We start from the raw sequence: 14,720 nt of genomic DNA, 5'->3' as shown, positions 1-14,720 counted from the left end.
TGATGAGTCTGGAAACCTGGCTGCTGTTCAGCGGCGCTGCGCTGGTGGTGATCCTGATCCCGGGGCCCCTGTCGTTGCTGATGATCAGCAACAGTCTGAATTACGGTTTGCGCCGTTCTTACCCGGCGTTCCTGGGGGGCGTGATTGCCTCGATCTGCTTGCTCAGTGCCTCGGCGCTGGGCCTGGGCGCCCTGCTGCTGGCATCGGAACAGTTGTTCAGCGCACTGAAAATCGTCGGCGCGCTGTACCTGTTCTACCTCGCCTGGCAGAGCTGGCAGCAATCGCGTCAGCCATCGGTGGGCGCTGAAGTGCCCCAGGCGGCACCGGTACCGCGCTTTCGCGCCCTGTTCGGGCGCGCATTCGTGCTGGGCGCGAGCAATCCGAAGGACATTTTGTTTTTTGCTGCGTTCCTGCCGCAGTTTTTGAGTGCCGAGCACCCGTTCCTGCCGCAGTTGCTGGTGATGATTGCGACCTGGACCGTGCTGGATCTGCTGTGCAAATTGGCTTATGGGCTGGGTGCTCATGGTGCGGCGAAGTATTTACGCAGTGGCAAAGGGCAAAGTTGGTTTAACCGGGTGAGCGCAGGGCTCTTCAGTGGAGCGGGTGCTGCCTCTCTATTAAGCAATCACTAGTCGGATAATATCTAACCACCACACTAAGGATTGTTTGCCAAGGACGGCAACAATTCAACCCTGCCTCGTAATAACCCGCAACACGCGATATAAATATATATATTTATCGCCTCAGAACTCCCCCTAACATGGCGCTGCGACTTCGCACACAACGCCTGGACAAGGAAGCTCTTATGGCAATCGTTTTCCAACTGCCCAACACCGATCAATATAATGCCGTCGAAGTTACAGACATCGACCTGCACGCCAATGAATACACACCGTCCACCATTGATTTCGAAAAGAAAAGCATCCCCTCAGCCCCCCAAGATACAAACACCAATAAAAGTCAGCTACGTGTTGTAGATGCGCTTTTCGGTCCTATCAAGATTGGCTCCCATTCGATTACCCGATGTGCACTGGATGCACTGGGTGCTACATCAAACGGTCAGCGGCTGAATGGTAAAAATACGTTCTTCCGACATCCCAATCGGTCTTTTGTCAATTCCTTGCAGTTTGATCCTTCGTATATTGAAGCTCGTATGCGCTCTACCGGCACAAAAGACGATTACACACTGCCTTCACTGCTTTTTGAGATGGCGACCCAGCGTCCGCTAACGGCTCCCCCCCTGCTAAGCGACATTGCCGACACGCTTGTCGATCCGGAACAGCACCGACATAAACTGGACAAACTTCTGAGATCGGCACAGAGGCTGGATATACGCCAAGCACACTTGCCCAACAGTACACCCCGCTGGGTGAACCGGATCAAGAGTAGCAGCATGGTCAGCATGGGGGCCGGGCTTCAGGCCTTTGGGATTTATAGCGGCCTGCGTGGACTCCAAGATGCCATTGCACGAAAGGATCAAGGTGAAGTTATATTCAATAGCCTGAGTATTTCAGCGGAAGTCACTTCGTTGGCCGTCGAAGTTGCGGTAACGAAACAAGCAAAGTACATGATCGAGGCAGGGCAAAAAGCCTACAAGGATTTTGCCAAAACCAGCTTCGGCGTTCGGCTAGGTCGTAGTGCGGGTCTGATCGCCAGCGCACTGACATTGCCTTTCGATATTATCTCTGCGGTTAAATCCTTTAACAGTGCAGCGGCGACAACAGGCAAAGAAGCCATGGATCACTATGTCGCCGCAGGCTTGAGTGTGACCAGCGCGGCAATGACGTTGATATTGGGGGCCGCTGCGTTGGCGGGCTTCTCTTTTATCGGGCCGGTCGGGCTGGCAGCGGGACTTCTTTTAGTCGCGGGTTCCCAAGTCTATGCGGCGGTACGCGTTGTCGATGATATTGATGATTACATCGAACTCACTACCCATGAACGCCTGCGAACAGGCTGGTTTGCCTTTTGGGGGATAAGTCCCGACGAAAACATACAAACTCGCCACGCGATTGCCAAATCAACCGTTGAGCATTCGAGGATGTTACAAACGACCGCCAAAAATTTACTGGAAGGTAAGTTAAAGGACAGCACAGAGGTCATTGTCAACGGCAAATTCGAGGTAGAGCTGAAACCGACCCAGGTGCCTAGCTTCGATTGGGATGCCCAGCAATACACTTATAAAACCGTCCCTAAACCGTATGTTATTGACCGTGATGACACCATTGATGCCCGGAAGGGAGTGACTGCGGATATGCCCGGGGCGGAATTTGGAACGCCAGGAGAGAACAAAGGAGCGGTATGGTTTATTGGCGGAGGCCGCGACACCATTATTGGCATTGAAAAAAAGCCCAACAGATTCTATTACGGCGCGGGTATCAAGCATCTGACCGGGGGAGAAAAAGATGATGAATTCGTCTTTGAGGGCGCCGCAGACCTCCTCAAAGACGGCCCAAAAGACCCTCTGCCCACTACATTGAAAGGTGGTTTAGGCAACGACACATTAGTCGTCACCGGTAATTATCCCGAGCGCAACCGGCAACGATTTGGATATTCCATTGATTTAAACGATGGGCGGCTTTCTATCATCACCCGCGACCAGACCAACGACAGCCGTATTAACTATCGACACACGCTTTTAGAGAGCATTGAGAACGTAGAAACACTGGTTGGCGCTGAAAACAAGGTCATAGGTACCGACGGCCCGAATGTTATCAAGTCTCGGGGTCGCGATTCCATAGAGTCGGGCGCCGGGGATGACAAAATCTATCTTTTGAACAATGAAGGTTCGGCCTCCGGTGGCCCGGGAAAGGACCACTATGCTGTTGCCCATAAATCCGGCAACGTATTTATCACCGAAGATGGTGCAGACGAGAGCGTCATTGCGCTTGACTGGAGAATGGACCTGATTAAAAGCTGGAAGATAGAAGAACAGGCGCTGGTCATCACCTCAGGATTTGATCTCAACGACCTCAGCGAAAGGGATGTTTACATCAAGGGGGTCTACAAAACAATCAACAACCAACGACAACTGCACAATAGAAAACTGACCTTCGTTACAAAGGATGGATTTCATTTGATGCCTGAACTCCCTGAAACCATTGATACCGATGACCCGCTTGACATTGAAACCGTGATCACTCAACAAGGCACAATCAAAAACCCGATCATTCTCTACAACGGGGAATCCGCGATCGCGCACGACAAAGACACGAGCTACTGTATTTCGCGAATCAATGAGCATACAACGCTTGGAGTGAAACAACGCAGCACAAGTACTTTGATTACCCTTTATATGGATTACGCCAGTCATGAACTGACACGCGTCGAGGCTTACTACAACGTAGACCTGATGCGCCAACGTGATTTCGACCGCATCATGTATAAAGAATGCGGCCTGACCTTTCACTTTGACCGTAAGCGCCTGACTATCAAAAACCTGGCCACCTCTATCTGGAGCGGAGACCACAGAATCACAAGTCGACTAACGCGCCCCGACAAGACGTTGAACCAACATTTTATTCTGATCATGAACGATGGCGTTTCGTATCGGGTCAACCAACCCTCCTTACCCGATACAGCATTTTCAAACGATCAGTTCGAGATAAACGGCCCGATGGAGCGAACCTGCGAGGTGCCATTGCCACTCGAGGCCAGAGATGGAAAGCATTTGTACCGTCAACCGCTCGATAATGACGCTCATAAGCTAGGCAACCAAGAGAAATGCGTCAAACTTGTCTCTTACCCTGAACAAACAGCCATCGAAAACCTGGTCGGCGCCGGCTCGACGTACCTTGTTCACCTCGGTTCCGAAATGACGTTACGCATTTCAACGCCGGGGGCACGCGCGAACGCAACCATCAAATCACAGTCGGCGTCTACCTGGGAATTCGACGCAACGGGCCTCGCCTACACCAGGATCAAACTGGTGGACAACCAATTGTTGATTGGCCCCGTCGTAATTCATCTACCGCATTACAATGACCCTCAAGATTTGACTGATCAAATACGCGTCATCACTCCAAACGGGGTTGTTTACAAGGTCGATCTTGATTTTGACGAGGTTTACATCGACTCACTGGATGGCCGGTACTTTAAAGGCCATCTTCCGAACGAAGCTGCAATAGCGGTAGAACTGACGCTATTAGAAATGGAAGACATCGCTGTTCGACATATAGCAATGAAAGACAGTACAGCCGGCACTCTGTCTTACAACCTGTCGGGACGTCGCTGGGTACTGGATACAGACACATCCCGAGCCGTCCATTACACCGACTTGATACCTTTAAACCGTTGCGCACACCAACTGGAACATTGCTATGCGCTGATGGAGTCTGGCGTCACTTCCTCCCCTCCTGTAAGCGCCGCCAACCTGCGAATTCTTTTAGACGCCTGCAAAACCTTGTAGAACATACTCAAAAAATCATCACCATTAGTCCAACTTTCGACCAGAAGTCTTTTGTTGCAAATACCGTTTCAATCTATACATATTTATTGCACTTCAAAATCAAAATTAAATAAAACTTGAGACTGTGATGTCTGGGGCCATGCACGTTCACGCACCCTAATTACAGCCAGCCACTGCCTCGTCATTTTCAGGTGCACTTCCTGATTAGGACATTCACCAGATTATTTATCGGAACCATTATCATGGCCAGACCGCCAAAAAGAACCTCAATCTCCAATACACCTGACACTTCAGCGACACCTCCAAGATCTTCGCCAAGAGATAATCGGGTACGGGGTGATCACGCAGCAACAGTCGGCAGACCTCTGGGAGACAGAGCGGCTGTTTCCGACACGAATGTGTCAAGTACGTCTCCGGATATCGTCCCTCGTCAGCCTATCGTCGTCACCGACATGCCAATTAACGCTACAAGCGCCGCTGAGACCGCTACCAATATGATTTCCTGGCCTCGAAGCGAGGTAGATCAACTATTCAGGATCGACGAAACCGGGCTTTTCATGAGTAGCCAGCAACAGCTTTACGCTGATCTTGGAGTGGAAGGCATTTTTCAAATCAGACCCAACGCGAAAGGCGATTACCAGGTTCCGTTCCCTTTTGCGCCTGACCAGGCAGGGCCGATCCTCAGAAAAATTACGGGGCTGCCACAGTGGAGAATAGTCAGGGAGGGCCTGGTTCCGACGGCAATTGCACCGACGAGGGCGGAAACGCTGGAGATCATTCCCCGACATTTAGCCGAAAAGCTGTCATCCCCGGACGCAGACGGGATCCGTTACGACAAGCTGAAGAGAACTTATGTCGATCTTGCGGACGGAGGCACCGTCATGGTCCGTAAAAATGCAGGCGGGGATTATCAGGCGACCTCAGCGATCGAATTGATCCCTTCGGGCCCGGTACTTGAAAGCTTTGAAGGGATGACACTTTGGCAACGGAAGGCCCTCATCAATACAGCAACAGGCGATCGCCCCCAAATGGCGGGCCATCAGCCGTTACCAGACGCTGAAGATACCGGTCCCGGCCCGAGTAAGCGCCCTCGCCGGGATGAGAATGTCGATGCGTCTGACGCAGTTACTCCCCCCAATGCTGCCAACTTGAATAGAAATCCCTATTTGTGGGCATCCTGGGGAAAAACAACCAAACCTGAATCGGTGGAATCCGTACAGATTGGTCAGCTCCATTACCACATCGTGCCAAAGGGGCCGCTGGCCGATCGGCTACCCATCGTTTTCCTTCAACACCCGGAATTTGCGCCATCCCGCTTCGAGGTATTCGAACGCATGTTGCACGAAGCACCTTCGTTGCAACCAGTAGCCACGAGCCATCATGCCGGCACAAATACTCGAAAAGTTGACGGCGCTGTTCGTCTCTTCGAGAAAACACTCACACACCATGTCGCGGATGCATTCAAGGGTTTCACCGAGCCCACATCGCGCGCCGTTGCAAAGCGATTATTTGAGCTTTCCAGTGGGTCGGAGGAAATCAACGGCGGCGGGTTGGCCTCCATGATGCAAACATTCCGCTACTGGGAGGGTAAATCGACCATCGGCATCAAAGGACTCGGCGATCCACTGGATATATTGCCTGTCGCTTCCGGCAGTGACGGCCCCCGGAGGATAGTCCCTTTGCACTCTCCGGAATCCGTGATGCACTTGCAGCAGTTGAACTTCAAACCCGAGAGTGCCCCTGCCTGGCGGGATTACACAGAGCGGCCCAACGACCCGGGCCAACTGCCGTTATTGCTCGCCTCGATACTGGGCCGCAGCAATTACAAGGTCTTCCTTCCTGCAAACGCGGACAACGTCAAGCTCCCCCCGCCAACGCTGGTATTTAACAGACCCAATCACAACAAGGTCTATTTTTTGAAACTGGGACGTGTGGAGACTGACGCGATTGACATCACACCGCCGCGCGCGCCAGAACTTGCAGACCCTATGCTGAGAGCGCGAATTGGCGTCGAAGCCCACCAGTTGCTGCTTGCCGCTGATGCGCGTGGTGATGTGGTCTGGCTGATAGGCGGCGTCCAGCACCTGCCCGATGGAAATCCTTCAGTGTTCATCATTAAGGAACGCTGATTGAGAAACACGTGCACCTCGCAGTCGGCTCACGAGGTGCAACCCAATGTACTTGCTCAAACAACAAGCAAAAAAAAGCCCGCAGTGTGAGCGGGCGAAAGACCAAAGAAGCTATATGCGCAGTCGCTTCCAGGTTGAGGCAGCTGCTTGGGGGATCAGCTGCCGCGATACGTGGAATAGCTGTACGGCGAAATCAGCAACGGCACATGGTAGTGATCCTGTTCCGCAGAAATGCCGAACCGCAGCACCACCACATCCAGGAACGCAGGTGTAGGCAGCTGAACGCCACGGGCGCGGTAGTAGTCGCCCGCATGAAACTGAACCTGATAGACCCCGGAACGGTAGTCATCGCCTTGCAGCAGGGGTGCATCGACACGGCCGTCGCTGTTGGTGATCGCGCTGGCGACCAATTCCAGCTGCGAGCCTTCAACGCGGTACAACTCGACCTTGATCGAGCTGCCCGGGCAACCGTGTGCAGCGTCCAATACGTGTGTAGTCAAACGTCCCATTGATTCTGCGCGCCTGCCTGCGTGGAGCAGTCAGACCTCGCGCCTCCCGAAGTCAGTTGAAAAGGAGACCGCACCGATTCGGAGCACGAAACGCTGCGGCGAGCGACTGATTAAGACACTTTTCAAAAAAATTGTACACAATAAAAACGACATTTTTCCAACAAGCACCGCCATTCAAGGATTCCCGGCGAATCTGACGCCAAACCATACTATCAGCGGACCTTCTATCCATTAGCTGACCAATTGGGCAGGTTTCTTGCAATAACATGTGCAGATGACAGTTCATCAAAAATGCAAAAATTCAGGCTTACAAAGTGGATATAAAGTTGTATACAATCAGCCCGTCGCTGTGACGCCAGCCTGTCTTCCCACTTCCAGGCACGCCACACAATCTGTCAACGAATAAGAAGGAAGACTGCAGTGAGCGCTGACTACCCACGCGACCTGATCGGTTACGGCAGTAACCCTCCTCACCCACACTGGCCGGGCAATGCCCGCATCGCCTTGTCCTTCGTGCTCAATTACGAAGAAGGCGGCGAGCGCAATATCCTGCACGGCGATAAAGAATCCGAAGCCTTTCTCTCGGAAATGGTCTCGGCGCAGCCGCTGCAGGGCGCGCGCAACATGAGCATGGAATCCCTTTACGAGTATGGCAGCCGTGCCGGCGTCTGGCGGATTCTGAAACTGTTCAAGGAATTCGACATCCCGCTGACCATCTTCGCCGTGGCCATGGCCGCCCAGCGCCACCCGGACGTCATCCGCGCGATGGTCGATGCCGGCCACGAGATCTGCAGCCACGGCTATCGCTGGATCGACTACCAGTACATGGACGAAGCGCAGGAACGCGAGCACATGCTCGAAGCGATCCGCATCCTCACCGAAATCACCGGCGAACGCCCATTGGGCTGGTACACCGGCCGCACCGGCCCGAACACCCGCCGGCTGGTGATGGAGGAAGGCGGTTTCCTTTACGACTGCGACACCTACGACGACGACCTGCCCTACTGGGAACCGAACAACCCGACCGGCAAGCCGCACCTGGTGATCCCGTACACCCTGGACACCAACGACATGCGCTTCACCCAGGTCCAGGGTTTCAACAAGGGCGACGATTTCTTTGAATACCTGAAAGATGCGTTCGACGTGCTGTACGCCGAAGGTGCCGAAGCACCGAAAATGCTGTCGATCGGCCTGCACTGCCGCCTGATCGGCCGTCCGGCGCGTCTGGCTTCGCTCAAACGCTTTATCGAATACGCTAAAAGTCATGAACAGGTGTGGTTCAGCCGTCGCGTCGACATCGCTCGCCACTGGCATGAAACCCACCCGTACCAAGAGGCCGCCAAATGAGCCGCTTTCAGACCCTGCAACCGTCGACCCTGAGCCGCGACGCCTTCGTCGAAGCCTTCGCCGACATCTACGAACATTCGCCATGGGTGGCCGAAAAGGCCTTCAACCTGGGCCAGGACGCATCGATCGACGAGATCGAAACCCTGCACCAGCGCATGAGCGACATCCTGTTGAGCGCCGATCACGAAAGCCAACTGGCCCTGATCAACGCCCACCCGGACCTGGCCGGCAAAGCCGCCGTCCAGGGCCAGCTTACCGCGGCCAGTACTGAAGAACAGTCTGGCGCGGGGATTCACCAATGCACGGCCGAAGAGTTTTCTCGCTTCACCGAGCTGAACGACGCCTATAAAGCCAAGTTCAAGTTTCCCTTCATCATGGCGGTAAAAGGCAGCAACCGGCATCAGATCCTCGCGGCGTTCGAAACGCGCATTCACAATTCGGCGGATACCGAATTCAAATGTGCGCTGGCGGAGATCAACAAGATTGCCCTGTTCCGATTACTGACCCTATAGCGAGCCTTGCCCGAGTGTTCTTAAACGCGAAAAGCACCCAGGGCACTGCAAGCATCCCAAGCCAACTTATTAAAGGCAGACAAGAAGAATGAAAGCTTACGCCGTACCTTTCGAGAAGTTCGTCAACCTGGCCGACGCCCGCCTGGGCACCAAAATCATCTCGGTCACCGATGACTGGTTCGCTGATGCCAACCGCCTGTTCCAGCCGACCCCTGCTGTGTGGAAGGAGGGCGTGTTCGATGACAACGGCAAGTGGATGGACGGCTGGGAGTCGCGCCGCAAGCGCTTCGAAGGCTACGACAGCGCCGTGATCCGCCTGGGCGTACCGGGTTCGATCAAAGGCGTGGACATCGACACTTCATTCTTCACCGGCAACTTCCCGCCATCGGCGTCCCTGGAAGCCTGCTTCCTCGCTTCGGGCGAGCCGGACGAAAACACCCAGTGGACTGAAGTGCTGTCGGCCGTCGAACTGCAAGGCAACAGCCACCACTACCACGAAATCAGCAACGACCAATCGTTCAGCCACTTGCGCTTCAACATCTATCCGGATGGTGGCGTGGCCCGTCTGCGTGTCTACGGTATTCCGTTCCGCGACTGGTCCGCAGTGGGCGACAACGAGCAGGTTGACCTGGCAGCAGCGCTGAACGGTGGCCGCGCCCTCGCCTGCTCCGACGAACACTTCGGCCGCATGAGCAACATCCTCAACCCGGGCCGTGGCATCAACATGGGCGACGGCTGGGAAACTGCACGTCGTCGCACGCCGGGCAATGACTGGGTGATCGTGGCGCTGGGTCATGCCGGCGAGATCGAGAAAGTCATCGTCGACACCCTGCACTTCAAGGGCAACTACCCGGACACTTGCTCGATCCAGGGCGCGTTCGTGAAGGGCGGCACCGACAGCCAGATCGAAACCCAATCGCTGTTCTGGCGCGAATTGCTGCCGGCGCAGAAACTGGAAATGCACGCCGAACACACCTTCGCCGAACAGATCAAGGCCTTGGGCCCGATCACCCACATCCGCCTGAACGTGTTCCCGGATGGTGGTGTGAGCCGCCTGCGCGTCCTGGGCAAGGTCGCTAAGTAACACAAGATCGTTCCCACGCTCTGCGTGGGAATGCATCACTGGACGCTCTGCGTCCGCTCTGGATGTGACGCGGAGCGTCACTGGCTGCATTCCCACGCGGAGCGTGGGAACGATCAACAGAACTCAACGAAAAGAAGACCAGCATGCGCACACTGACGATTGAACCGCTGACCAAAGAAGCCTTCGCCCCTTTCGGTGACGTGATCGAAACCGACGGCAGCGATCACTTCATGATCAACAACGGTTCGACCATGCGCTTTCACAAACTGGCGACGGTTGAAACCGCCACGCCAGAGGACAACGCGATCATCAGCATTTTCCGCGCCGACGCGCAGGACATGCCGCTGACCGTTTGCATGCTGGAGCGTCACCCGCTGGGCAGCCAGGCTTTCATTCCGCTGCTCGGCAACCCTTTTCTGATCGTGGTCGCGCCACTTGGCGATGAACCTGTATCAGGCTTGGTCCGCGCCTTCGTCACCAACGGCAGGCAGGGCATTAATTACCATCGCGGCGTTTGGCACCATCCGGTGCTGACGATCGAAAAGCGGGATGACTTCCTGGTGGTTGATCGCAGTGGCACAGGCAATAACTGCGATGAGCATTTTTTCAAAGAGGATGAGCGTTTGATCCTTGCCCCCCACCAATAAGAGAAGGTCCGATCACTCGACAACAGAGTGACGGGCGAGAGGTAAAGACTGTGGAAGCACATCTGTTGGAATGGCTGAACCTGAGCGTGCGCTGGGTTCACATGATTACTGGCGTGGCCTGGATCGGTGCGTCGTTCTATTTCGTCTGGCTGGAAAACAACCTCAATCGGGTCAACCCGAAAAGTGGTCTGGCGGGCGATCTGTGGGCGATCCACGGCGGCGGTATCTACCACCTGGAAAAATACAAACTGGCCCCACCGACCATGCCGGACAACCTGCACTGGTTCAAATGGGAAGCCTATTTCACCTGGCTGTCGGGGATCGCGCTGCTGTGCGTGGTGTTCTACTCCAATCCGACGCTGTACCTGCTGGCACCGGGCAGCAGCCTGACCGGCCCTGAAGGGGTCGCACTGGGCATTGCCTCGTTGTTCGTCGGCTGGTTCGTCTACTCCTTCCTCTGCGACTCGGCCCTGGGCAAACGCCCGGCCCTGCTCGGCTTCATCCTGTTCGTGCTGATCATTGGCGCTGCCTACGGCTTCAGCAAAGTGTTCAGCGGTCGTGGTGCTTACCTGCACGTCGGCGCGATCATCGGCACCATCATGGTCGGCAACGTGTTCCGCATCATCATGCCGGCGCAGCGCGCACTGGTGGCGGCGATTGCCGAGAACCGCACGCCGGATCCGGCGCTGCCGGCCAAAGGCCTGTTGCGTTCGCGTCACAACAACTACTTCACCTTGCCGGTGCTGTTCATCATGATCAGCAACCACTTCCCGAGCACCTACGGCAGCCAATACAACTGGCTGATCCTGGCCGGGATCGCGGTGCTGGCGGTGTTGGTGCGTCACTACTTCAACACCCGTCACGACAGCCACAAGTTCGCCTGGACCTTGCCCGTTGCGGCAGTGGGCATGATCTGCCTGGCTTACGTGACCGGCCCGGCGCAGATGCCGAGCGCACCTGAAGTGGCCAAGGCGCCTGGCACCATCGAGTACCAGCCGCTGCCGGAAACCGCCGTCGGTGGTGGTGCCAAACCGGCCGCTGCGAAACCTGCTGAAGCCCCGGTTCAGGCGTCGAACGCCGGTCCGAGTTTCGACAAGGTGCACAGCGTGATTCAGGAACGTTGCTCGGTCTGCCATTCGGCCAAACCGACCAGCCCGCTGTTCAGTGCCGCACCGGCCGGCGTGATGTTCGACACCCCCGAGCAGATCCGCCAGAACGCGGCGCGCATCCAGGCGCAAGCCGTCACCACCCAGATCATGCCACTGGGCAACATCACCCAGATGACCCAGCAGGAACGTGACCTGATCGGCGCGTGGATTGTTCAGGGAGCTCCGACCAACTAAGCAACACAAAAGCCTGTGACAAGCGGGCTTTTGTGGCGAGGGAGCTTGCTCCCGCTGGACTGCGCAGCAGTCCCATTCTTTTCAGGTAGAGAGTGGGGCCGCTTCGCGACCCAGCGGGAGCAAGCTCCCTCGCCACAGGTCCACCTGATTCGAATACAGCTGCAGCAGCACCGCAGTTGTAAATCACAAGAATAAAAAAGATCCGAGGTGTTGCATGTCCGAGCTATCCGAAGCGCGCATCCCCGACGCACCCGCAATTCAGCGTTTGCCCCTTTTGCAACTGATCCTGATAGGTCTGCAACACGTTCTGCTGATGTACGGCGGAGCCATCGCGGTGCCGCTGATCATCGGACAGGCCGCCGGCCTGAGTCGTGAAGAAATCGCCTTCCTGATCAACGCCGACCTGCTGGTGGCCGGGATCGCCACTATCGTGCAATCGCTCGGTATCGGCCCGATGGGCATCCGTATGCCGGTGATGATGGGCGCCAGTTTCGCCGCGGTCGGCAGCATGGTCGCCATGGCCGGCATGCCGGGCATCGGTCTGCAAGGGATCTTCGGCGCGACCATCGCCGCCGGTTTTTTCGGCATGATCATCGCCCCGTTCATGTCCAAAGTCGTACGCTTCTTCCCGCCGCTGGTAACCGGCACGGTCATCACCTCGATCGGTTTGTCGCTGTTCCCCGTGGCCGTCAACTGGGCAGGCGGCGGTGCTGGCGCCACTCAATTCGGTTCGCCGATTTACCTGGCCATCGCCGCGCTGGTGTTGGCTACCATTCTGCTGGTCCACCGCTTCATGCGCGGGTTCTGGGTCAATATTTCAGTGCTGATCGGCATGTGCCTCGGCTACGTCATCTGCGGGCTCATCGGCATGGTCGACCTCAGCGGCATGGCTCAGGCGCCCTGGGTGCAGATCGTCACCCCGCTGCATTTCGGCATGCCCACATTTGAACTCGCGCCGATCCTTTCCATGTGCCTGGTGGTCGTGATTATCTTCGTCGAGTCCACCGGGATGTTCCTCGCGCTCGGCAAAATCACCGGCCAGGAAGTCTGCCCACGCATGTTGCGCCGCGGACTGCTGTGTGATGCCGGCGCCTCGTTCTTCGCCGGCTTCTTCAACACCTTCACTCACTCTTCGTTCGCGCAGAACATCGGCCTGGTGCAGATGACCGGCGTGCGTTGCCGCTCGGTGACCATCGTGGCCGGTGGTTTGCTGGTGGTGCTAAGCCTGCTGCCGAAAGCGGCGTTCCTGGTGGCGTCGATTCCGCCAGCGGTACTGGGCGGTGCGGCGATTGCGATGTTCGGCATGGTGGCCGCGACCGGGATCAAGATTCTTCAGGAAGCCGACATCGGTGATCGTCGCAACCAGTTACTGGTGGCGGTGAGCATCGGCATGGGCCTGATCCCGGTGGTGCGTCCGGAGTTCTTCGCGCACTTGCCGTTGTGGATGAGTCCGATCACCCACAGCGGCATTGCGATGGCGACGTTGAGTGCGCTGTCGCTGAATTTGCTGTTCAACATTCTTGGCGGCCGCGAACGCGCGGCGATCAACGACTGCCACGCTCACTAAGACAGAAACGCACAACCCCCTGTAGGAGCGAGCCGCCCGGAGCCGGCTCGCTCCTACAGGGGCAGGGGTTTCCTGCGCCTTGAAAAATAAAAACAAGAGGGAGCAACAGATGATTCGGACACAGACAAACATGCTGTTGGGCGGCAGTCTTCTGGCTGCGAGCCAAGCCATGGCCGGCGATTTATTGCTGTGGCAGACCAACAGCCTGAGCTATCTGTATGGCAAGGATTTCGCGGTCAATCCGTCGATCCAGCAAACGGTGACGTTCGAGCACGCCGACCGCTGGAAGTACGGCGACAACTTCCTGTTCGTCGACAGCACTTACTACAACGGCGAAAAAGACCGGAACAAAGGCGTTCACGCCTACTACGGCGAGTTCAGCCCGCGCCTCTCCTTTGGCAAGATCCTCGACCGGCGTTTCGAGTTCGGTCCGATCAAGGACGTGTTGCTGGCCATGACCTACGAGAATGGCGAAGACGACACCGAGGCCTATCTGATCGGCCCCGGTTTCGACCTCAAGGTTCCGGGCTTCAACTTTTTCACCTTGAACTTCTACTATCGCCAGACCGAAGGCTCGCGCCCCGGCGATGATGTCTGGCAGATCACGCCGGCCTGGTCGTATTCCCTGCCATTGGGCAACTCGAGCCTGTTGATCGACGGCTACATCGACTGGGTCGTGGATAACGACCAGAACTCACACGGCACCTACCACGCCAACCTGCACTTCAACCCACAGATAAAGTACGACCTGGGCAAGGCCCTGGGCTGGCGGGAGAAACAGGTGTACGTCGGCGTCGAGTACAGCTATTGGAAAGACAAGTACGGCATTGAAAACACCGGCAACTTCGACACCAATGAAAACACCACCAGCCTGCTGGTAAAGGTGCACTTTTAAGATGGCCCGCAACCGTGCTCCACACCTGTCGTCGGTGCGCTGTTGCGGGGCACTTGAGACCAGGCCAAGGAGTCAGTATTCTCCGCGGCCGCCTGAATCCGCTTTAAAAAAAAGCCCGGATTTAATTCCTGACCAGAAAGCCAACTTATCCCGGCTCTGGACGGTACCAAGGCACTCCAAAACCCCTCTCAATCGACTGCTCTTGAGCAGCCGAGCGGGAGTTTTTTGGCTTTTCGAAAGCCTTGGCTCAGCTCTTGCTAACAGCACTAAAGCTGACCGGAT

At 56.1% G+C, this 14,720-nt stretch carries 11 protein-coding genes; 10 read left to right on the top strand and 1 reads right to left on the bottom strand.

All coding sequences use genetic code 11. The annotated features are described in order from the left end of the window. Positions 1 to 2: 2 nt before the first annotated feature. From ACYZT8_RS08910 to ACYZT8_RS08900, 3 genes are all read left to right on the top strand, one after another. Positions 3 to 632, top strand: a complete 630-nt coding sequence (locus tag ACYZT8_RS08910) for a LysE family translocator (protein WP_461980402.1) — start codon at positions 3 to 5, stop codon at positions 630 to 632. 173 nt (positions 633 to 805) lie between these two features. Next, positions 806 to 4,405 carry a calcium-binding protein gene (locus tag ACYZT8_RS08905; protein WP_461980400.1) on the top strand — a complete coding sequence of 1,200 codons (3,600 nt, stop codon included), beginning with the start codon at positions 806 to 808 and terminating at the stop codon, positions 4,403 to 4,405. A 452-nt stretch (positions 4,406 to 4,857) separates the two neighbouring features. Then, positions 4,858 to 6,534 carry a hypothetical protein gene (locus ACYZT8_RS08900; protein WP_461980398.1) on the top strand — a complete coding sequence of 559 codons (1,677 nt, stop codon included), beginning with the start codon at positions 4,858 to 4,860 and terminating at the stop codon, positions 6,532 to 6,534. A gap of 155 nt (positions 6,535 to 6,689) precedes the next feature. On the opposite strand, the gene uraH is transcribed toward ACYZT8_RS08900, so the two are convergent. Further along, positions 6,690 to 7,043: a hydroxyisourate hydrolase gene (uraH, locus tag ACYZT8_RS08895; protein ID WP_123409019.1), complete on the bottom strand. Its 354-nt coding sequence runs from the start codon at positions 7,041 to 7,043 to the stop codon at positions 6,690 to 6,692. Positions 7,044 to 7,463: 420 nt separating this feature from the next. Between uraH and puuE the strand changes: the two genes are divergently transcribed. From puuE to ACYZT8_RS08860, 7 genes are all read left to right on the top strand, one after another. Then, entirely contained in the window at positions 7,464 to 8,390 is a 927-nt protein-coding gene (gene puuE / locus ACYZT8_RS08890) for an allantoinase PuuE (RefSeq protein WP_461980396.1), read from the top strand. After that, positions 8,387 to 8,902 (top strand): 2-oxo-4-hydroxy-4-carboxy-5-ureidoimidazoline decarboxylase, encoded by a 516-nt coding sequence (gene uraD / locus ACYZT8_RS08885; protein ID WP_461980394.1) that lies wholly within the window; start codon positions 8,387 to 8,389, stop codon positions 8,900 to 8,902. Before puuE ends, uraD begins: the two co-directional genes overlap by 4 nt. Before the next feature lie 88 nt (positions 8,903 to 8,990). Further along, positions 8,991 to 9,986: an allantoicase gene (gene alc, locus ACYZT8_RS08880; RefSeq protein WP_392890317.1), complete on the top strand. Its 996-nt coding sequence runs from the start codon at positions 8,991 to 8,993 to the stop codon at positions 9,984 to 9,986. A 143-nt stretch (positions 9,987 to 10,129) separates the two neighbouring features. Next, positions 10,130 to 10,633, top strand: coding sequence for an ureidoglycolate lyase (locus ACYZT8_RS08875; protein ID WP_008005655.1), 504 nt, complete (start codon positions 10,130 to 10,132; stop codon positions 10,631 to 10,633). Between the two features lie 50 nt (positions 10,634 to 10,683). After that, positions 10,684 to 11,976 carry a urate hydroxylase PuuD gene (locus ACYZT8_RS08870; protein ID WP_461957913.1) on the top strand — a complete coding sequence of 431 codons (1,293 nt, stop codon included), beginning with the start codon at positions 10,684 to 10,686 and terminating at the stop codon, positions 11,974 to 11,976. 214 nt (positions 11,977 to 12,190) lie between these two features. Next, positions 12,191 to 13,543 carry a nucleobase:cation symporter-2 family protein gene (locus ACYZT8_RS08865; RefSeq protein ID WP_461980391.1) on the top strand — a complete coding sequence of 451 codons (1,353 nt, stop codon included), beginning with the start codon at positions 12,191 to 12,193 and terminating at the stop codon, positions 13,541 to 13,543. Between the two features lie 109 nt (positions 13,544 to 13,652). Then, positions 13,653 to 14,438: an outer membrane protein OmpK gene (locus tag ACYZT8_RS08860; RefSeq protein WP_461980389.1), complete on the top strand. Its 786-nt coding sequence runs from the start codon at positions 13,653 to 13,655 to the stop codon at positions 14,436 to 14,438. Positions 14,439 to 14,720: the final 282 nt, after the last annotated feature.

This window comes from Pseudomonas sp. LB3P93 (genome assembly GCF_054898025.1).
The sequence above is the reverse complement of the archived record's forward strand: the minus strand, read 5'-3'. Positions and strand labels throughout refer to the sequence as shown.

Bases quoted from the DNA above. Each gene is read 5' to 3' on its own strand.
- ACYZT8_RS08910 (WP_461980402.1), top strand. From the start codon at position 3: ATGAGTCTGGAAACCTGGCTGCTGTTCAGCGGCGCTGCGCTGGTGGTG.
- ACYZT8_RS08905 (WP_461980400.1), top strand. From the start codon at position 806: ATGGCAATCGTTTTCCAACTGCCCAACACCGATCAATATAATGCCGTC.
- ACYZT8_RS08900 (WP_461980398.1), top strand. From the start codon at position 4,858: ATGCCAATTAACGCTACAAGCGCCGCTGAGACCGCTACCAATATGATT.
- uraH (WP_123409019.1), bottom strand. From the start codon at position 7,043: ATGGGACGTTTGACTACACACGTATTGGACGCTGCACACGGTTGCCCG.
- uraD (WP_461980394.1), top strand. From the start codon at position 8,387: ATGAGCCGCTTTCAGACCCTGCAACCGTCGACCCTGAGCCGCGACGCC.
- alc (WP_392890317.1), top strand. From the start codon at position 8,991: ATGAAAGCTTACGCCGTACCTTTCGAGAAGTTCGTCAACCTGGCCGAC.
- ACYZT8_RS08875 (WP_008005655.1), top strand. From the start codon at position 10,130: ATGCGCACACTGACGATTGAACCGCTGACCAAAGAAGCCTTCGCCCCT.
- ACYZT8_RS08865 (WP_461980391.1), top strand. From the start codon at position 12,191: ATGTCCGAGCTATCCGAAGCGCGCATCCCCGACGCACCCGCAATTCAG.
- ACYZT8_RS08860 (WP_461980389.1), top strand. From the start codon at position 13,653: ATGATTCGGACACAGACAAACATGCTGTTGGGCGGCAGTCTTCTGGCT.